The sequence below is a fragment of the Aphanizomenon sp. UHCC 0183 genome (genome assembly GCF_009712065.1).
Classification (GTDB): domain Bacteria; phylum Cyanobacteriota; class Cyanobacteriia; order Cyanobacteriales; family Nostocaceae; genus Dolichospermum; species Dolichospermum heterosporum.
The window spans coordinates 8,420-28,163 of record NZ_VILC01000044.1 but is presented as its reverse complement, the minus strand read 5'-3'; the positions used below and the strand labels follow the sequence as shown (position 1 = coordinate 28,163).

Genomic DNA, 19,744 nt, shown 5'->3' with positions numbered 1-19,744 from the left:
CCACAAGATTGGGTCATCTTTTTTGTGGAGTTCTCTAAGTCTTTGAAAATGGTTTCTGTGGTCAAGCTGAGGAAAATAATGATAATACTCAACAAATACTTTTAAGTCACCTGGCAAAACACACCGCAGGATTAGGTTTAAATGAATGAATTAATTGAGTTGACGGGAATAGATGAAACTGATTTACAGAAAGCTTTAGAAGTTTTGAAACATCATGATGTGATTGTAGAAAATCAGGGACGCTGGAGAATAATCGTAGAACTATTTCGGCATTGGGTTGTCAATATGTTTTGTTGATCATGTAAATAGATATAAATTTGATTAAAACATGAATTTGGTAGGAAATATTGCTACCATAGAGCAAAATAAAGGTATAATCTATGCCTAACGTCGAAAAACTTAGCATTGCCCTAACACCAGAAATGGCTACTTTGGTTCGTGATGCGGTAAAATCCGGTGAATATGCCAGCAGTAGTGAAATTATCCGCGAAGCGCTGCGGGACTGGAAATATAAGCGGTTTATTCAATCCCAAAATATTGAGGAAATACATCGTTTGTGGCAAGAAGGTATTGATAGCGGTACTGGGAAGTATGCAGATATAGATGCTATTAAGCTAGAAGGACGAAAGCGTTTCGCTCAGATTTCTGAGAGGGATGTGTAATTAGATGGCATATTGGCTTCGTACTGCCAAAGCGGAAGAGGACTTGATTCAAATATGGTTGTATATTGCTACTGATAATCAAGTAGTAGCGGATAGAATTATTGACCTTTATAACCTTTATAACATTACGGAAAACCCGGAAAACCCATAGCCCGCCTGGGAATGAATTCCCAGTCTAATAGCAAAAGTCATCTGAAGATGACTAAAAATCCCCATAAATCTATAGTTTACTTTAGTAAACTTTGACTATTAGCCATGAAATTCATTTCATGGCGGGTGCGATAGCCAATAAATAAGCCATTTTGAGGATGAATCATCTCTAAAAATCCTAAAATAACATTTAAATACTATCAGGATCTACACCCAAAGCCTTTAACTTTTCTGCTAATAATTGAGCGCGTGCTTCGGCATTTTTAGCCCGTTCATCACCAGTTAGTAAAACATTACCATTTTGATCACACCAACGCAACCAAGAATCATTTCTACCTTCAAATTCTCCAGTCCATAAAGTTACTCCTAAACCAATATCTTCTAACCAGTTATTTGTAGTTTCTATATAACGTCTACCTTGGAGAGTATAAATTCTGAGAATGTCTTCTCCTAAATTTTGATGTGGGTCATAGACAATATAGTAAGAAACTCGCATTTTTTCATAAATTTGCAACTTTTTATCTAGTTCTGCACCTTCTCGATTTGATACAATTTCAATAACAACTTCTGGTGATTTACCAAATTTCCAAACTAGATAACAACGATTTTGTTTTTCCCACCAGTTGTCAGGAGTTTGTACATCAAAACTAACAAATACATCAGGAAAGATCGCAGGTTCACCATAAGTATGATAAACACCAACATTAGCTTCAGCTAAAAAAATCTGATTTTGTAAAGAACTGTAAAGAGAACCGACTAAAAGACGTTGTTGTTTGGCAGATGCGAGATTATCCACAGGTGTATCATCTTCAGTGACTAGGAGATTGGCATCTGGTACATCACAATTATCAATTTCAGTTTTGATGAGAAGTTGGTCAATCATGATTGTATCCACTAGTTGAGATATGGAAATTATAACACTTTACTTGAGATTTTAATAACAATCTAAACTCAAACTAAATCCTGGTAATGTCTCTTCTCCTAATAATTCTGTAGGCAAATTTCGCAATTCCGCATCTTTTCCTAAACGATAAATTTCTATTTGTTGCTGTTGAGGATTTATTAACCATCCCATTTGTACCCCTGCATCCATATATTCTTGCATTTTCTGACGCAGAGTTTTTAAATCATCTGTTGCTGACCTTAATTCAATGACAAAATCCGGTGCAATGGGGGGAAATTTGCGTTTTTGTTCGGGGGTGAGTGCTTCCCAGCGTTCTTTTTTAATCCAAGCTGCATCTGGAGAGCGATCGCTACCATTGGGTAATTTAAATATAGTGGAAGAACTAAAGGTGTAACCGAGTCCTGTTTGACGATTCCAAATACCTAAATCTATAATGAATTCTGCTTCTCGATTGCCGCTTTCTCCTCCCATTGGTGGCATAATAATTAATTCTCCGGTAGATGTGCGTTCAAATTTTAAATCGCTGTTTTTTTGACATAGTTGATAAAACTGTTCATCGGTAAAATTAACTGTGTTGAAGTTTAGTTTCAAAGGAGTGATAACCATACAAATAACCTGGTTAGTGATGGTGATAAATATATTATAGTATCAAGGGCGGGTAAACCCTACGGTTAATAGAAATTAACCGCAATGTTTGATGATTGCGTCTGCAAATTCAGAACATTCTAATATTTGTACAGGTGGTTCTATTAACTGCGCTAAGTCATAGGTAACTTGACCATTACTTTAAATCTATAGGTACAAGGCAGTTATATAGATGGCGATCGCTCCCATCAAGGGACTAATTATACATATCAAAACTAGTACAATATCTGAACTTGATTCACTAGGAGGAGAATTTTGATTACTCAGCTATTCCAGTATTACGGACAAAGTTCTTTTTTTTAGCGTAAAGTCCGAAATATTACCCTTCCTGGATACTGTTGCTGATTAATTTTGGCATAGACTCGTAAACAGGTTAATACCTCGCCAGGATTACCACCACAGTCTAATTGTAGGTCATCTTTAGAAAATTCACAAACATCAGCATACAGTCCTGATAATTGTTTGAGTCGGACTTCATTACCTGCTTTAACTGCTTTATCAGCGGCTTTTTTTAACAGATGCCGGGATTCTTTTTGTAATTTTCCCCACCAAGAATAACGTTCAGCAGGGGGGATAAATACTAGGGAATGAATGGCTTCATCTATGTCAATCCAAGTACATAAGTTGAGGACAGTATCAGTAGTTTCATTTAGCTTTTGGATGCGGTGCAAGCGATCGCTTAATGTGTCAATATATTGATGACGTTGTTCTAATTTAGAATGTAAAGAAACTACATCAAAGCTAAAAACACTTTTTAAAGCATGATGTAAGTCTGGATCTATTTCAATAAACTTAATATATAAAAGTAAAAATCCGGCGATTAAATATGAATTTTTAGAAAGATGAGTTTGGGCAATTTCTGAATTTATCAAAGCTGTTTGAGATAAACATAGTCCTTTGGCTTGAACTGTACCACTCAACCCCGGATAAATAATTTCATCACGCACAAATGGCAATTCATTCAGATTTATATTATCTACAACTGCCCCTACTTCCTGTGCTAATTCTAAAGCCTTATGTCGCCAAGATGTCGCTACATCTTCAGGAACTCGCAATAGTTTTCTATGAATTTCGTTCCATATTTCTCCATCAGTTTGACCTTGAATATGAGAATTACCTAAATAAGAATTTAATTCTGGATTGTTATTGAAAATATCTTTTAATTTTAATAATTTTAATTCATTTATTAATTCAGGTTGTTTTAGATCCCCGACTTCTTTAAGAAGTCGGGGATCTGGGGATGGTACAGGTTCTAATAATTGATGAAGTTCCTGCAACAGTTCTTCGCATACCTGACATCCGGCATCAAATGGATATTCTTGATTTGCTTTTGTTAAAGTTGCAGCTAATCCATATAAATTAAACCGCAATATTTTGGCTAATTCTGAGTTTTCTATAGTTAATAGTTTATGTAGATTCTGCATAATTTTATCAGGATGAAAATAAAAGATTTTAGATCCCCGACTTCTTCAAGAAGTCGGGGATCTTGAACTTAATGAATACCGCAAAAAGGATCACGTTCTTTATCAACTTCATTGGGTTGTAGTTCCAATTCTGCCCGATAAACACATCCTTCTTGTTCGAGACATTCTTGATTATTAGATGTCCAATAAGGAACTGCCCCCGCGTGCATTCTTAATATGCCTGTATTATCAAGAGTTACATGATATTGACAGGGATAATCTGTGATAATATCTGGTCTGCTGAGTGTACCAATCCGTAGCCATTTTTTAGTATTTGTCTCACTATCAGTTTGATAAATGTAGAAAGTATGTTGACCACTTTGAGGAAATGGTGGCAAAGGTTTACTGATTAATCCTGTGCCTGGTTGCTTCACACCATCTTGTAAATAATGAAATGTTTCCATTGATTTACCTTCATTATTATCAACGGCAAATACTAAATGATAAGCATGAGGTTGATCAACTGTGGCAGATTCTAAAACATTGACAGCAATATCACCATCATTTAAGTTGTGTTGGTGGTTTTCTACAGCGATATTCCACTTTAAATTACCATCAGTAAACAAGGCATTTTCAGTAGATTTAGATATGACTGAATTAATATCAATACCAACCACGTCTATTAAATAATGGGGATTACCTCGACATAGTAAAATACTAAATTGTAAAGCTTGGTCAATCTCAAATTGGACTTTGATTTTTTTGAGAAATTCCTGTTCTTCCATGCCCAACTTATCCATCAATATTTTACCGTCGAAACTACCCCACAGACGAAAAGTTCCATTTTCATAATCTTGACGATGGATAATATTAGTTAATTGAATGCCCTGCCAAGGTGTCCGCACTTTAGCAACCTTATCCCAAGGTGCAAGCTGATATAGTTCTTGTCCAGCACTAAAAATGGCTAATGGGTCGTTACTTTGGGTTTTGCGTTTAAAGTTGCAAGGAAGATAATAAAATAGGTTTTTGACATCAATTTCTAATTGATTTGCACCTTTGCGTAATAGACTTTTAGATTCTTCAGGATCAAATCGAAATCGGCGCAGTTTTTCGGCATAACAAGCACCTGCGGAAGTGGCAAGCTTAGTAAATTCTAAAACAAAAGTAATTCGTTCGGGATTCCAAACAAAATATGGTGATTGACTAAATTCCTCGTAAATTTGTTGTTGCACAAGATCAAGACTACAGGTTTTCCCAGAAAGAATTAACCAATCTACTTTTTGATTAGGTTCTGAACTGAGACGGCTTTCTATTAAACCTTTAGCAATCCCAATTGCTTCTTTAATTGACGAAGTTGCTGCCCGTTCAAATTGCTGATGATCTAAAGTTAAATAAATAGATTCAGAACTTCTAACTTGAAATTTAACAGCACTTTGGGCAAGCAGTTCGCCAATTTGTTGTTCATTTAAAGTGAAGGTTAATAAAGAACCATCTGTGGTTGTTTTTTGTCCTAATTTGAGTTTGGCGGCTTCCGCATGATCCCACAATGTATAAAAGGTTTGTAGGCGTTGGGTTGCTTGTTGCCAACGAGTTGGTAAGACTTTTTCCGCAGTATCCAGGGCATCTTTAAAGGCAACATCACCTTCAGGATTTTCCTTATCTATACATTTTAATAAACTACCAGTTTTAAATTTCCCATCTTCTAAAAAACGGTCGTTTAATTCGGAGTTAATTAAGTCTTCTAATTTATCGCTTTCGATGTCACCTGTAGTAACTGCGGTAAGGAGAAAATCAGAAATTGCTACTTTTAACAAGCGGAAAATTCGTAAAGTAATTAATTCACCACCTAATTGTAAATGTCCTGAAGAACCTAATAATTTAGGAGTCAGTTTATAGTAACGTCCGCCTAAACCTCGATCTTCATGATCTGCAAAGAAAGGGGTTTTATCTTCTAAAGTTAGTTCAATTAAAGCTAAGTCGGTTGTGCCGCCACCAATATCTAAAACCAGGACATTTTGTGACCATTTATTCCCATTTTGACGACAACGAGTTTTAAAAGATTCAATGCCAATATTCAGATTTCCGCCAAATTCTCGCCACAGGAAAAAGATAGCCACAGAAACTGCTTCATCATAGGCAGTTTGTACATCATCAATGCCTAATTCCTGGACTAATTGCTTAATTTCTTTGCGAACTATGGGAGGGGCAACAGTGGGATAGGTAACAACTGCTGTTAAAAAATCGCCTTCTGAAAATCTGCGTCTAGCCCTTTGCCGATAATCTTCTGTTAATTCAATTAATTGCGCCCAAGCTGCTTGAATGAGGCGATTAACTTGAATATTTTCTTCGTCGTCTTCTAAGATAATTGGGAAAGATCGATCTTGTCCAAAATAGCGTTTGGGTGAATGATGAAATCTGCTAATAATTTCTTTGACTGAAACAGTTGTGCCTTGGGCTATGGCTTTTCTTCTATTATCTCTTGCGTCTCTACCCATGCGTAGTTTTAAGGGGATTAATTGCGATACTTCCATTTCACTGGGAATTTCTGTGCTGCGTCGGTCAATATCTAAAACTACAGGCATTAAATTTTGTGATTCTAATGTGGGAACACGAAAAACTTCATGATATATAGCATAAAGCTTTTTGCTAACAGCCCGCCGAAATCTATCACTTGTTCCTAGACATAATTCAATTTGGCGAATTGCTTCTAAAAATAATTCTTTGTTATCACTTTCAAAAATTTCACTTAATTGATCTGATTCTATTTCTAAGTTTTTGCTAATATCAACCAGGAATTTTTCCCACTCACCACTACTAACATCTGGTAAGGCTAAATCTGGGGAGGAATTAAACCATTCCGCCATACGTTCTCTCAATCTCAGTTCTTGTTCTCTGGGTAAAACTTCGGCAATGGGAACTTCTATGGGGTCAAAAAGTGTCACTGTAGAATTGGAAGTACCAAAATCTAAAGCTAACCAACCAGGAAATCTTTTTCTTTGTTTTTCGTTGAGTTTTTCACTGAGTTGTTGACTTAAATTATGCAAATAGTGATCAAATTGTGAAGTATTCATGGGGGGATGATTTTTTGTAGATGAACTTGATGATGTTTGTAAATTGGGTATAAACCAAAGATCACATTCAGCACATACATGATTAGATATGGACAAATTTGCTTTTCCCGCAGCGTCAGAATCAAAATATTCGACAATTACCTTTAAGGTACAATCAACTATTGTGATTAAAGGTGCATCTAACTGACAGGAGTTTTGTCCTAGTTGAGAAATATTATAAATTTGTTTGGGTGTATCTGAGTGAAATTGTCTATAGCTGCTTTGAATTTTTGCTGCTAATTCATTTGGTGTACCTCTGACTATGCAGGTAATTCGAGAAATGTGGGGAATGTTGCTTTTAATAGGGACAATTTGGATGGTGGGTAGATGCAACTGTGCGTTTTCTTTCATACCTAATTTAAAGCTAGGTAGAAGCTGAATTTCCACAGGCATTTTTGGTGTTCCTTTTTTTGTTTGTTAATATTTCATTGATAGTGCATTTCCCTAAATTTATTTGATAACTAATAGAAGAGTACGGATTATATCAATTCCTATTTCATTGAGGTAGATAAGGAAGATTTTAACCGCAGATGGAGGAGGATAAACGCAGATGAACGCAGATGAATTTGTACTTTATTAGATGTTATACCAATTTTGTATAAAGATGCGCCAAATTTAGAAAGTAACGTTAGCGAAGCGTGGCGTTAGCCATACCACAGAGGCACAGAGAACACAGAGGAGGAAAAGACAAGGTTACAAAATTCAGCGCAGTCTCATAAAGAAATGGTATTACCAATTAAATGCAGGTAAATAATTCTTCTTCATTAATTGTGGCAATATCGGTTAAGATTTCTAGCCAAGCTGGAATGGCTAATTCGGTTTGTGAATCTCTTGCAGCAATATATCTTAGTAGTGCTTCTTTTTTGGAAAGGTTTTGCAAGCTGGGAATAATTTGATCTAAAACTCCATTGATTTCTATATTTACTTGCTGATTGCTTTCACTGACATATTGCACAAGGTGAAGACTAGCACTAGCGGTAATTTCATCTCGCAGTCGTAATACGAAAAGTTGATGATTGACACTTCTTGATGGGTTTTGATTTCTTTCTGGTGACCAATCAAAAATTTGTCCTACACTGTGTTTTTCGTCTTGTCTCGCTAGGGGAAAAATACTTTCTGGTTTGATTGTTTGATTATGGTTATTGATTTCGGCAATAATTGCTTCTTTCCATTGACGAGGATCAGATCCTAGTAACAGTTTATAAAATAAATCTGCTTCTTCCAGCCCAAATTTTGATTCAATTTCTTGTTCCATTTCTGGCTGAAGAATGTCCTGTAGTTTTTCCCTTTCTAAGGTGATTTGATGTGCCAATGAGCTTAATAAGTCTATCACGGCTTGACGAATGCGATCGCTCGCAAAGTTTTCCAGTTCTCTAACTGTTTTCTCAAAGGCTGGATAAAAGTCATCACTCTTAGTCGGTATGGAGGTATTAACCCGATTTCCTCTATCAAATAATTTCCCCGCTGCACCTTTAAATTCTGCTAAGGTAATTGTGCCATTTTGGATTTTATTAAATAATAATGTCCACTGACTCCAATTCAAAATTTTTAAAGTTAGTTCATCTTTAATGACATCAGTAACTACAATACCTCGGCGGTCTTTCAACTGTTCTTTACCTAAATCTTTTTGAAAGTTTCTGTAGGTTCTATCTAAACTTTCTATAGCTAATCTCAATTCTAGTAAAGCCGGAGTATCAACTGTTGGTATACCTTGTTCGTGAATTTCGGCAATAATTTCTTTGAGATATTCTTGTTGTTGACGAATACCATCAGCCGCCCGACGGGTATCTTCATATAATTGCTTTAGTCCGTGATTAGCAACATGAGTTTGAATTAGTTCTCTTAATTTACTAATACCACCATCTTGAGCAAAATAACCCAATTGTTTCCCTAATTGATTTCTCCCATCTGCTGCTAATAAAGATTCACTTAAATCTCTCCATTTCTGTTGTAATTTTTTCGGTCTTTCCAGATATTCTGGATAATCTAAATTAGCGAGAAATTCCTCAGAACCTGCTTTCACTTGACCAGAACGTTTGGCTAATTCAGCTAATCCTAACAGGGGTGATAATAAAACAATTCTGTCTTTTTGACTGGTAAATGCTTCCGCTCCATCAATAATGGTTTTGAGAACTTTTAATTTTTGGAAAACTGTATTTGTTTGTAACGGTTGAGAATCAGATTGATTATTAATTAATAAATCTAGTTCTCTTTCTCCACCTTCACTTTCTAAAGGCAGTTGATCAAAACGTCCCACACCGACGAGAATTAAATCCTTGAGGTCTTGTCCTGGGCGTTGTTGCTGCATCATTGTGAAGATTTTATGGGCGCGATCGCTCCCCGGCGATTTACCATTCAGTAAGACTAGAATTGTCTGTACCTGTGCCAATTCTCGCAACGATAAAAATGTATCCCTAGCCCCAGAATTAGCAGCACCCAACCCCGGAAAATCCAACAACACAAATTCTTCTGCACCCGTAACATCCCAAATTTCCCGTGATATTTTCACTTCAATATCAACGCGACGAATTAAGAGAAAACTGGTTTGTAATAATTGCGTTCCTAATCGTTGTGGCGCATTTGGTAAGCGAACATTCGCCGCTGGTAAATCCTCAAACTTGAGAGATTGAATCGCCATTGGCATTTCTGCCAGTTGTAAACCCTCACGGGCAGTAATACCATCAATTTGGTAAAAGCGACCGCATAAAGCCTCACCATAAGCCTGATAAGCCCGCAAAAATAGCACTAACTCCCGCACCAAATAACGCAACTCTAAATTATTTGAGCTTTTCCAAACTTCCTCACACCAAATACTGATATCCTTACCAGTTTTAATTTTAGCTACCTGTAAAGGTGTCACCCCAGCGGACGTAGCGCGACGGTTTGCTTCTTTGAGAATGAAGTGTAAGCACTCATTTACCCCTTCATGGGATAAATATTCCACCGTATAATTATTTACTTGAGTAGTTGCAAAATCATCCTGGGGTTTAATATGAATAGCTGTGACATTACCTGTTGTCGGATTTTCACTTACAGGTAAAGCGTCTGCATAACCAATCAGACTGCCTAGTAGCAAACTTTTTCCGCTGCTAAACTCTCCCATTACGCCAATTTTCACCGGTGAGTTGGCTAGTTCAACAGTTTTCTGTGCCGCCTCTCGCAGCCGCAACAGACAATCATCAAGGCTAGTGGGAACCCAATCTTCCTCTTGGGAAGGGCGTTGGGGAACTGAGTCAATTTTGCGGAGGATAAATTCACCGTACTCTTTCAATCGCGCCAGCTTGTCTGGTTCCATAGAGTAGTCTTTCGTTTGAGTTCATTTTCACAACTGGGTTATAACACAAAACCCAGAAACCACCACTACTGATACAACGAAAACAGACAAGACTGTTCAATTAAGGCAATGGTTTACGAATAATCTTTAATAACAAACATACATGACTTGTTAAAGCAGAAGATAATGTTATTTAGAGAACCCCACAAAAAAGATAATCCAATGTTGTGGGATGGGCATCTTGCCCGTCCTTGTATTATTAGCGGGCAAGATGCCCGCACCACAAGAAATTTTGAGATATTTTTTTAATTGGAGAACTCTTAATTTTGTTCAATTTGTCAATTATTGACCACCAGAAAAAAACAAAGGTAAAATAAATGCTGAGATAATTCCCCCTAAGACAATTACCTCAATAATTTGCAATAATAAACCACCCTTCATAAACTGATTAATTTCTTCCCGAAGATTATGGGAAAAATTACCCAACCAAACACAGAGACGACTATACCATTTACCAGGGCTATCTTCCGGGCGGAATTTCCAGGATAATATTGATAATAATAATGGCGCACCACCAACTTTAGCCGACATTAAAACATGAATTGCTAAACAAAAAATTATGATTACCCAAGCCATGAGATGAGCATAATACCAAACATGATCAAGTTCTCCTAGTGGTAGCCATTCTTCCTTCATCATTCTCCCAGATACTACCGCCAAAACAGCAGCAAGCAACATTTTAGTATTTACTAAACGTTGTAGGCTTATCCACCAAATTGGTTTACCAAATTGAGTTAGGTTTTGGATAGAGTCTGGTTGTAATAGTCGTCTTTTTCCAGCATGAAAACTATAAACAGCAAAAAATGGTAGTAGAATCAAGAAAAATACTGCCAATGTCCCATGAATATCCTGTATAGGATTGATTTTGGGAATTGGGATATATCCAAATCTTTTATCAAAAGTATTGTACACTAAGAAGCCGCTAATAATTGCACCAATTCCTAAAATCCCGCTTATACCATGCAGGATTCGGAATATTAATGGTTGATAGGGGGCTGAACGATTCATAAGTTGATATATTAAGGTTTCCAAAAGGCTAATTTTAGCTTAGTACATATGACTTACGTACGCTCACTAACTTACCATGATATGAATGAAAGAAATTACGTCGTTTTCAGCTTTGGGAATAACTTATAAAAGTAGGGTGTGGTTCGGCAAGCTCACCAACCACGTCAGATAGAGGAAATTTGTTTCTTGTCAAATTATCGGGTCTGACGCACCCTATAAGAGATAAAATCCACATTACATATTTGGTAAACTTGGTTAATGCGTAAGTCCTAGTATATTAAAACATGGGATTTATATTATAGCAGATTGCAGATTAATTAGGTAGAGGATCTAAATTTAAAACCTGACAGCAAGCCAGTTTTACTTCTGAATCATGCTGTATCACTTCTCGAAACTCAAATAACATGAATATCAAAAGTCCTCTCCGTTATCCTGGTGGAAAATCAAGAGCAATTAAAAGCATCGCTGAATGTCTTCCAGAAAAGTTTTCTGAATTCAGAGAACCTTTTGTTGGTGGTGGTTCAGTTTTCATTTATCTCAAACAAAGATTTCCCAATTTAAAGATTTCTATTAACGATTTAAACCCAGAATTATTTTTATTTTGGCATTTAGCAAAATCTGATTTACCAAAATTAGTTTCCGCAGTTCGTCAAGTTAAAGAAAATTCTCAAGATGGAAAATTACTTTTTGCCGAATTAGCTCATGTAAATGTTAACACCTTATCAGACTTAGAAAGAGCAGTCCGGTTTTTTGTTCTGAATAGAATTACATTTTCTGGAACTATAGAATCCGGTGGATTTTCTTTAGAATCTTTTCATAAAAGATTTACCGACTCATCAATAGATAGACTAGAAAAATTAGAAAATATCCTAACACAAGATATCAAAGTTACCAACTTAGATTATAGCCATCTGATTAATGAACCAGGAAAAGAAGTATTCATATTTTTAGATCCTCCTTATGTTAAAGCCGAAAAATCTAAATTATATGGAAAAAAAGGAGATTTACATACAGGATTTGATCATCAAATATTTGCTTCAAATTTAAAACAATGTCCCCATAACTGGTTAATTACCTATGACGATTGCCCAGAAATTAGAGAAAACTTTAAATGGGCAAATATCATTGCATGGGAATTACAATATGGCATGAATAACTATAAACAAAAAAAAGCCGAAAAAGGCAAAGAACTATTTATTAGTAACTATGAAATTAACCAAAACTTAAAAAAATCTCAACTGATTGCTTAGAACTCATCTTTGCGCTCTTTCTCTGCGTCTCTGCGCCTCTGCGTGCAACAAAAAGCCATTTTTCGGTAAAATTACATTCAACATCATAAAAAAGCCGAACAATGGATTTTACTATTTGGTCTAACTTACTCAAACAATTATTAGAACGGCAATCATTATCCCGCACTCAAGCCGCAGAATTGATGCAAGGATGGATAAATGAAACGATTCCCCCAGAACTGTCAGGGGCAATTTTAATGGCCTTGAACTTTAAAGGAATTTGTGCTGAAGAATTAACAGGAATGGCAGAAGTATTAAAATCCCTGTCTTCTATATCCATGAACAAAGGCGGGGAAACACCGTCCCAACGGTTAATTGATACTTGTGGTACAGGTGGTGATGGGGCATCAACCTTTAATATTTCCACCGCTGTCGCCTTTGTAGTGGCTGCTGCTGGTGTACCCGTGGCTAAACATGGTAGTCGTTCTGCTTCCAGTCTCACAGGAAGCGCGGATGTTTTAGAAGCCTTGGGAGTAAATTTGACTGCTGCCAGTGATAAAGTCCAAGCAGCAGTGCAAGAGGTAGGAATTACATTTTTATTTGCCCCTGGGTGGCATCCAGCCCTGAAAGCCGTTGCCCCATTACGGCGAAATCTCAAAGTGCGGACTGTGTTTAATTTACTAGGACCTTTAGTAAATCCCCTGAATCCTACTGGTCAGGTAATTGGTGTTTTTGATCCTCAACTGATAGAAACCGTTGCTGAGGCCTTAAATCTCCTGGGAACACAAACAGCGGTGGTTCTCCATGGACGAGAAAAATTAGATGAAGCTGGTTTGGGCGATATTACCGATTTGGCAATTTTAAAAGATGGTAAAGTATTCCTAACTGCTGTTGATCCCCAGGAAGTTGGTGTGATCCCTGCTCCTATTAACGCTGTTAAGGGTGGTAACGCACAAGAAAATGGGGTGATTCTTAAAAAAGTTTTGCAAGGGAAAGGCACACAAGCGCAACAGGATATAGTGGCGTTAAATGCTTCCCTGGCATTGCAAGTAGCAGGTGCTGTTCCCTGGCTAAATCATGCCCAAGGGGTGACTCTAGCTAAAGAAATTTTACAAAGCGGTAGCCCTTGGACAAAGCTGGAACATTTAGTGGATTTTCTGAAGGATTAGCTTCTGAGTGGCCTTGGGGACGAAATTCTACGACGTTACGTTTGATAGTTACATCGTAATTACCGAAAAAGTCATGTCCTAAAAGTCCTGTTTCTAATTCTGTACCAGCGATCGCTACTGGGACCTTATTTACTGTCATGCCCCCGACTTCCATAGAATCAAGATAGCCAATGGGAAATTCCACAGCTTTAGCACTGGCAGTATTCGCTTTAGTTTTACCGACAGTGACTACACCCAAAGCTGCTGCTATCTTCTGGGTAATCACAGTTCCACTCGCCCCCGTATCCACAATCATCTCAAACTGCTGTGTCCCATTGAAAGTAACTTCAATAATTGGTGTACCACCAACTCGCCGTTTAATTGGGGCAATAAATACCTCGTGGTTGCGAGGGAGGGTGGGTGGTTGCGAGAAACTAGGCTTAGATTTAGATAAGGATGGTTTTAGAGCTTTATCAGAGGGACGGGCAGAAATTATCCCATTACCCGGTAGTTGAGGAACCTCAATGACCACTGATTGCGGCTGAGTTACAGAAGATGCTAAATTTTTGGGGTAAGCCTTCCGGCGAGCTAAGGCAACTTGACGGCGGTATTCAACGATTTGACGTTGAGCAAAGGCAAAATTGCCACTATTGCGCCTGACTTGCTTCATGAGAGCGATCGCATCTTGGAACTGACTCACCACCAACTTCCAATCATCCACAGATACAGCAGATTGGCTGATACTCTTAGCACCAGCAGCTTTATCTAGAGCCATTTCCAAAGAACTTAATTGGGTGGAAGCAGATGCTCGTGGCGTTGAATTTGGACTAGCTAACAGTTGTTTACGTTGACTGGAAGAACGGATAGCCGCCAAACTCCCAGTTGATAAAGATTGTTTAGACTCACCAGTTATCGTTGTCTGCTGATCTTGATCACAGGCAACAGTCAAAACCGCTAAACTAACGGAACAAAAAATGAGGGCTGTCCGGGATAAAAAATACTGAAGCATAGTGAATGTTTTAACCGCCCTGGCTGCTCTTCCCAAGTGTACTCCTCCCACCCAATTAAAAATGCTTGACTATTGAATCATTTTAAAATTAAAGTTTTGATGGAGGATTCCTGGTGATTTTATATACATATCATGATTTATTTGTAAAGGATTGTATAGTAATTACAGGAAGGTTTTGAGTTTTCGATCAATATTTAGAATATATTGTCTAAGTAGGTGAACAGAAAAATTTAAAGGTATGTGAAGAAAAGTAAAATCACTCAAAACTCTCTTCCTGTTCCCTGTTCCCTTGCCCCAACGACAATTTTTAACGCCCACCTACTTATTTGGCATTATCCAGATATTATCCGTGAGGAGCAAAGAATAGGACATCAAATCTTCAGGCATCTATTGACATTTCCCGACAATAGGTTCATAATATTATATATGTATACGAGAGTTTTGTAGTTAATTTAAAGTCAATAAATATTTTGAGTAACTGTAATGGTTCCGAATAGACTTGAATGGCTACAAAGAAAATAAACCTTTCCTTAGAAAACTTGGTAGTTCTAGAGAAAATTTGGGTATTGAACTCGTTGATAGACAATCAAGAGCCTTAGAATTATGTTCTAAGGCAATGTGGGATACCACCTTCACTAACTCAGTTGGTGATGTTATACTGGATATTCACGATATCTCAGATGTCGGCGAATGTCTCGGTTAAAAGTATCAGTTATATTCTCTAGAAAAGTATTTAATGTTATTTAGAGTAAGCCACAAAATAAATAATCCTGTTTTGTGATGCTGAGTGTGGCGTTCGCGGAGCGTGGCGTTAGCCATAGGGAAACGAAGCATCTCAAGAGATTCTTCATTACACTTCGTTTCGTAATGCCTCTGGCACGCTGCGCGAACAGAATAACATTGGGCATTTCTTTTTGTGGAGTTCTCTTATATACAAGTATAAGTATTAACCATGTCTAGCGCAGTTTTAATTGATTTTGGTCAAATTTATCAAGTTCGAGGCAACAAGGTTGCTTCTGCTTCAAAATTTGATGAAATTACTTCACGTTTAAAAAAAGCATCTAGAGAGATCAAGACTGAGTGGAACAATTTTTCTTCTGAACAACGTGATTACTTAACAGATTTTGCCTACTCTTTCATTGAACAAACGCAGGGAGCTACAGGGTTTTTGGATATCCTCAAATCAAAAATTTATTTGCTTTTTTTGAATCTTAGCTCCCAAAGAGAATCTTTTGATGCTTGTATTGATGCTATTGATTTCTTGGTTGATACAATTCTTGATTGTATTGAGCAAGATGATCCCGGCTATCAGGCTGTTTTATCTGATACTTTAGAGGAATTGCGTTTAAATTACGAACGGATTCCAGAAGTAAAGCCGGAGGATAGTAGTGCCTGGTTGCGAAATATATTCGATAAGGCCATTGCAGAAGTTTGAGATTAGTCTTGTTAAACTTGTTAAAACTCACTACAAAAAAAATAAAAGAGCTAGAGATTCATTTGAGACTTTGATACAAAAGTATATAGAGACTCTTGCAAAAGATCCGCTTTTTGATGAATCAGATAGCGAGAATTTTCCTAAAGGTGCTTACAAACCAGATTTTGAATTTAGAAAAATTCGGTTTTTGATGCCAGAACTTCAAGGTGCTTCTCGTAGAGGCCGATTTATGTATGTTGTTCATCAAAATTCTTGTTCTGTCTATCCTGTATGGGTTTATACCCATGAAAAATACCCTAAAAGACCTAGCGACCAGGACTTGAAAGAGCAACTGACAATTATAGAAATGAATATTGTAGATATAGACTGATACTTTTAACCGAGACATTCGCCGACATCTGAGATATCGTGAATACCCAGTATAACATCACCAACTGAGTTAGTGAAGGTGGTATCCCACATTGCCTTAGAACATAATTCTAAGGCTCTTGATTGTCTATCAACGAGTTCAATACCCAAATTTTCTCTAGAACTACCAAGTTTTCTAAGGAAAGGTTTATTTTCTTTGTAGCCATTCAAGTCTATTCGGAACCATTACAGTTACTCAAAATATTTATTGACTTTAAATTAACTACAAAACTCTCGTATACATATATAATATTATGAACCTATTGTCGGGAAATGTCAATAGATGCCTGAAGATTTGATGTCCTATTCTTTGCTCTCCACCTTCATAAACCATGAGAAGATATACCTTTGCTGTCTTCTAAAAAAATAAGTTATAGAAGATATAAAACCCTCTTTTCTCTCCAATTACTAATTACAAATGATCTATGTCCTTATCTGACGCAGTACCTGCTCTACTTGTCCTAGCAGATGGCTCTACTTATCGTGGTTGGTCTTTCGGCGCTACAGGAACTGCCATTGGCGAAATCGTATTCAACACTGGTATGACCGGATATCAAGAAGTGTTAACCGATCCTAGTTACTGTGGTCAAATCGTCATTTTTACCTATCCCGAACTAGGAAACACTGGTATTAATTCCGAAGACGAAGAATCAAATCAACCCCATGTTAAGGGAGCGATCGCTCGCAATATATGTCATAAACCTAGTAACTGGCGTTCCACCCAATCCCTACCCAACTACCTGCAACAGCACCACATTCCCGGTATTTACGGCATAGATACCCGCGCCCTCACCCGGAAAATTCGGATGTTTGGAGCCATGAATGGCGGCATTTCCACCGCAATTCTCGACGAAACAGAATTGTTGGAAATGGTACAAGCAGCACCCAACATGACAGGCTTAAACCTAGTCAAAGAAGTCACCACACCAACCGTTTACGAATGGATGGAAGCCACAACCACTCCTTGGGAATTCAACCCCGAAGCCGTAGCTAAAATTAGCGAAACCTTCACCGTCGTCGCTCTAGACTTTGGTGTCAAGCGGAATATCTTACGCCGTCTAGCCAGTTATGGATGTCGCGTCATAGTTGTTCCTGCCGATACACAACCAGAAGAAATTCTCAAATACAATCCAGATGGTATTTTCCTCTCCAACGGACCAGGAGACCCCGCCGCCGTCACAGAAGGTATCAACACCACAAGAGTCTTACTAGACAGCCAAAAACCCATATTTGGCATTTGTATGGGACACCAAATTTTAGGTCATGCTCTCGGTGCAGAAACATTTAAACTAAAATTTGGACATCGGGGTTTAAATCAACCTGCTGGTTTACAAACAAGAGTGGAAATTACCAGCCAAAATCACAGTTTTGCTCTTGATCCAGACTCCTTACCAACTGCTACAGTCGAGGTCAGCCACTTGAACCTCAATGATCTGACAGTAGCTGGAGTCCGTCACAAGACCCTACCTGTGTTTTCTGTTCAGTATCACCCAGAAGCCAGTCCTGGTCCCCATGATGCTGATTACTTGTTTGAGCAGTTTGTACTAAAAATGCAAGCAGCACGTCAAGGCGCAATCGCCTAACTTGAGGATAAAAAATGTCATGATGGATATTGGTAATTAGTAAAAATTTTTGCCAGGTTCCAACATAGACAAATTGCTCAAAAACCATCTATACTAGAACGTTTACTTTTAGTAAAAAGAACGAGGAGAAAATCATAGCTGAAACACTAAATCTAACCGTGAGCCTGAGAGGTACACGCGAAGTCCGCGATAGCTGTCAGCTATTCCGCCTCACAGGTTTATTAGACGCTTTCTCTGAGCCAACATTCATTAAAGTAATCGGCAGTAAAATTGAGGAAGGTCCAAAAAACATCATTTTGGATCTTTCACAGATCGACTTTGTGGACAGTTCTGGCTTAGGTGCGCTCGTAAGACTAGCCAAACTGGCTAAACCTGAATCTGAAAGTGAAGGCACTTTCCAAATTGTCACTAATGCTCGTGTCACCCAAACCGTTAAGCTTGTTCGTTTAGAAACATTTCTCTCCCTACAAGTTACAGTTGAAGCAGCCCTAGCAAACATCCCTACAGCTTGATTGCTTGAATGGAAAATCTAAATTAAGCTATCCGATGTCAAATCTGGATAGCTTAATTTTTGGATTACAGTAGAAGTTAGGAGTCTCTTTCCGTATGGCTTTTACCTCAGATTCTGGATCTCATTCAACTACACACCCCCATCTCAAAGAAGAACCCCCATTTAATGTATTATGTTGAGAGTTAAATATAATTTAAGTTGTTTTAGATAATGACGGCAAAAATTGTCTCCCGATGTAGTGCTTTCTTAAGGAATGATTAATCTGTGAAGTCCAAGGAGGAAACAGGCGAACACGAAGAAGATGAAACCGCTACACAGCATTCATCAGAGATTTACCCGTGGTTGGTAAATGCGACGCAACTACCCCAGCAAATATCCCCAGCCCAAATAAAACAGATATCTCCTTCAGCATTAGCCTACTTGGGGGACGCAATTTACGAATTATATGTTAGAATGTTTTATCTGTGGCCACAACAACGATTGGAAAATTACCATCGTTCCGTAGTGGATCAGGTAAGAGCAGAAACACAAGCGCTACATTTGCGAATGTTAACTCCTTACTTGAGGAGTAACGAATTAGAAATTGTTCGCAGAGGTCGTAACTCTGCTACGAGTCGTCATAAACGACTAAATCCCGAAATTTATCAACAGGCAACTAGTTTAGAAACCTTAGTTGGCTACCTATATCTTACTGATTACCCCCGTTTAACCGAGCTATTACAAAAACTTCCCCTAGAGAAATAGTGAGAAGCTACATCTGGCGATTGTTACTGATTTGTAATGGTTCATTAAATTGATGTCATCGGGCTGTTCACTCATTTAAATCAAACCTCAATACTGTTATGACAAGTCAACCAAAGAAAAATCATGCCGGCGGACAACCAAAACGTGGTCAGCCAGTGAAAATCAAGGGCAAACGCGTTGTCCCTCAACCTAACCGTAATCAAGGCAAAAGTGATGGTAAACCTCTTTCCGTTAAACCCCGGACATCTCGCTATGCTTCTGAACCATCTCCAGAAGTTAGAGGAGACAGAGAAGGTAAATCCTATTCTGCAAAACCCCGCTCTCGCTACGGTTCTGAACAATCACCAGAGGTTAGGGTAGACAGAGAAGGTAAATCCTATTCTGCTAAACCTCGCTCTCGCTACGGTTCTGAACAATCACCAGAGGTTAGGGTAGACAGAGAAGGTAAATCATTTTCCGTT

Annotated in this window: 19 protein-coding genes and 1 pseudogene; 12 read left to right on the top strand and 8 right to left on the bottom strand. The window is 37.9% G+C overall.

Annotated features, from left to right (window positions below; genetic code table 11):
• The first annotated feature begins 141 nt into the window (after positions 1–141).
• The 3 genes from FJR37_RS15840 to FJR37_RS15830 all read left to right on the top strand — a co-directional run bounded on the left by FJR37_RS15840 (position 142) and on the right by FJR37_RS15830 (position 813).
• Positions 142–297, top strand: coding sequence for a hypothetical protein (locus tag FJR37_RS15840; RefSeq protein WP_168466477.1), 156 nt, complete (start codon positions 142–144; stop codon positions 295–297).
• A gap of 83 nt (positions 298–380) precedes the next feature.
• The gene (locus tag FJR37_RS15835) at positions 381–662 is read left to right on the top strand and encodes a type II toxin-antitoxin system ParD family antitoxin (RefSeq protein WP_168466476.1); all 282 of its coding nucleotides are present in this window, start codon (positions 381–383) and stop codon (positions 660–662) included.
• A 4-nt stretch (positions 663–666) separates the two neighbouring features.
• Entirely contained in the window at positions 667–813 is a 147-nt protein-coding gene (locus FJR37_RS15830; protein WP_168466475.1) for a hypothetical protein, read from the top strand.
• Positions 814–1,002: 189 nt separating this feature from the next.
• Here FJR37_RS15830 and FJR37_RS15825 read toward each other — a convergent pair whose 3' ends face one another.
• The 6 genes from FJR37_RS15825 to FJR37_RS15800 all read right to left on the bottom strand — a co-directional run bounded on the left by FJR37_RS15825 (position 1,003) and on the right by FJR37_RS15800 (position 11,216).
• Positions 1,003–1,695, bottom strand: coding sequence for a Uma2 family endonuclease (locus FJR37_RS15825; protein ID WP_168466474.1), 693 nt, complete (start codon positions 1,693–1,695; stop codon positions 1,003–1,005).
• 51 nt (positions 1,696–1,746) lie between these two features.
• Entirely contained in the window at positions 1,747–2,322 is a 576-nt protein-coding gene (locus FJR37_RS15820) for a Uma2 family endonuclease (protein ID WP_168466473.1), read from the bottom strand.
• 338 nt (positions 2,323–2,660) lie between these two features.
• On the bottom strand, positions 2,661–3,785 hold the full coding sequence (locus FJR37_RS15815; protein WP_168466472.1) for a hypothetical protein: 1,125 nt from the start codon (positions 3,783–3,785) through the stop codon (positions 2,661–2,663).
• 68 nt (positions 3,786–3,853) lie between these two features.
• Complete coding sequence (locus tag FJR37_RS15810; RefSeq protein ID WP_168466471.1) at positions 3,854–7,267, bottom strand: virulence factor SrfB; 3,414 nt, start codon at positions 7,265–7,267, stop codon at positions 3,854–3,856.
• A 343-nt stretch (positions 7,268–7,610) separates the two neighbouring features.
• A complete protein-coding gene (locus tag FJR37_RS15805; protein WP_168466470.1) occupies positions 7,611–10,169 on the bottom strand; it encodes a dynamin family protein in 2,559 nt (852 codons plus the stop codon).
• Positions 10,170–10,490: 321 nt separating this feature from the next.
• Positions 10,491–11,216 (bottom strand): cytochrome b/b6 domain-containing protein, encoded by a 726-nt coding sequence (locus FJR37_RS15800; RefSeq protein ID WP_039203697.1) that lies wholly within the window; start codon positions 11,214–11,216, stop codon positions 10,491–10,493.
• Between the two features lie 404 nt (positions 11,217–11,620).
• Here FJR37_RS15800 and FJR37_RS15795 point away from each other — a divergent pair, with 404 nt between their 5' ends.
• Together FJR37_RS15795 and trpD are read left to right on the top strand one after the other, a co-directional pair.
• The gene (locus tag FJR37_RS15795) at positions 11,621–12,466 is read left to right on the top strand and encodes a DNA adenine methylase (RefSeq protein WP_168466469.1); all 846 of its coding nucleotides are present in this window, start codon (positions 11,621–11,623) and stop codon (positions 12,464–12,466) included.
• 101 nt (positions 12,467–12,567) lie between these two features.
• On the top strand, positions 12,568–13,614 hold the full coding sequence (gene trpD, locus FJR37_RS15790) for an anthranilate phosphoribosyltransferase (protein ID WP_027401414.1): 1,047 nt from the start codon (positions 12,568–12,570) through the stop codon (positions 13,612–13,614).
• On the opposite strand, the gene FJR37_RS15785 is transcribed toward trpD, so the two are convergent.
• Positions 13,544–14,602, bottom strand: coding sequence for a TIGR02281 family clan AA aspartic protease (locus FJR37_RS15785; protein WP_168466468.1), 1,059 nt, complete (start codon positions 14,600–14,602; stop codon positions 13,544–13,546). The two genes, trpD and FJR37_RS15785, sit on opposite strands and share 71 nt — an antisense overlap.
• A gap of 499 nt (positions 14,603–15,101) precedes the next feature.
• On the opposite strand from FJR37_RS15785, the gene FJR37_RS15780 reads away from it, so the two are divergent.
• The 3 genes from FJR37_RS15780 to FJR37_RS15770 all read left to right on the top strand — a co-directional run bounded on the left by FJR37_RS15780 (position 15,102) and on the right by FJR37_RS15770 (position 16,407).
• Positions 15,102–15,305, top strand: coding sequence for a hypothetical protein (locus FJR37_RS15780; RefSeq protein WP_152608789.1), 204 nt, complete (start codon positions 15,102–15,104; stop codon positions 15,303–15,305).
• A gap of 249 nt (positions 15,306–15,554) precedes the next feature.
• Positions 15,555–16,037 (top strand): hypothetical protein, encoded by a 483-nt coding sequence (locus FJR37_RS15775; RefSeq protein ID WP_039200380.1) that lies wholly within the window; start codon positions 15,555–15,557, stop codon positions 16,035–16,037.
• Positions 16,024–16,407: a hypothetical protein gene (locus FJR37_RS15770; RefSeq protein WP_217355296.1), complete on the top strand. Its 384-nt coding sequence runs from the start codon at positions 16,024–16,026 to the stop codon at positions 16,405–16,407. The genes FJR37_RS15775 and FJR37_RS15770 overlap by 14 nt, the downstream gene beginning before the upstream one ends.
• Before the next feature lie 5 nt (positions 16,408–16,412).
• Here the strand turns inward: FJR37_RS15770 and FJR37_RS15765 are convergent, their stop codons facing one another.
• Positions 16,413–16,616 carry a hypothetical protein gene (locus tag FJR37_RS15765; RefSeq protein ID WP_168466467.1) on the bottom strand — a complete coding sequence of 68 codons (204 nt, stop codon included), beginning with the start codon at positions 16,614–16,616 and terminating at the stop codon, positions 16,413–16,415.
• A gap of 254 nt (positions 16,617–16,870) precedes the next feature.
• Here FJR37_RS15765 and carA point away from each other — a divergent pair, with 254 nt between their 5' ends.
• The 4 genes and pseudogenes from carA to FJR37_RS15745 form a co-directional block, all read left to right on the top strand.
• Positions 16,871–18,028 (top strand): glutamine-hydrolyzing carbamoyl-phosphate synthase small subunit, encoded by a 1,158-nt coding sequence (gene carA / locus FJR37_RS15760; RefSeq protein ID WP_039200377.1) that lies wholly within the window; start codon positions 16,871–16,873, stop codon positions 18,026–18,028.
• 158 nt (positions 18,029–18,186) lie between these two features.
• Complete coding sequence (locus FJR37_RS15755; protein ID WP_039200376.1) at positions 18,187–18,540, top strand: STAS domain-containing protein; 354 nt, start codon at positions 18,187–18,189, stop codon at positions 18,538–18,540.
• A 263-nt stretch (positions 18,541–18,803) separates the two neighbouring features.
• On the top strand, positions 18,804–19,283 hold the full coding sequence (locus tag FJR37_RS15750; RefSeq protein WP_053538840.1) for a Mini-ribonuclease 3: 480 nt from the start codon (positions 18,804–18,806) through the stop codon (positions 19,281–19,283).
• 98 nt (positions 19,284–19,381) lie between these two features.
• Positions 19,382–19,744 (top strand): annotated as a pseudogene (locus tag FJR37_RS15745) (hypothetical protein); the annotation flags it as partial.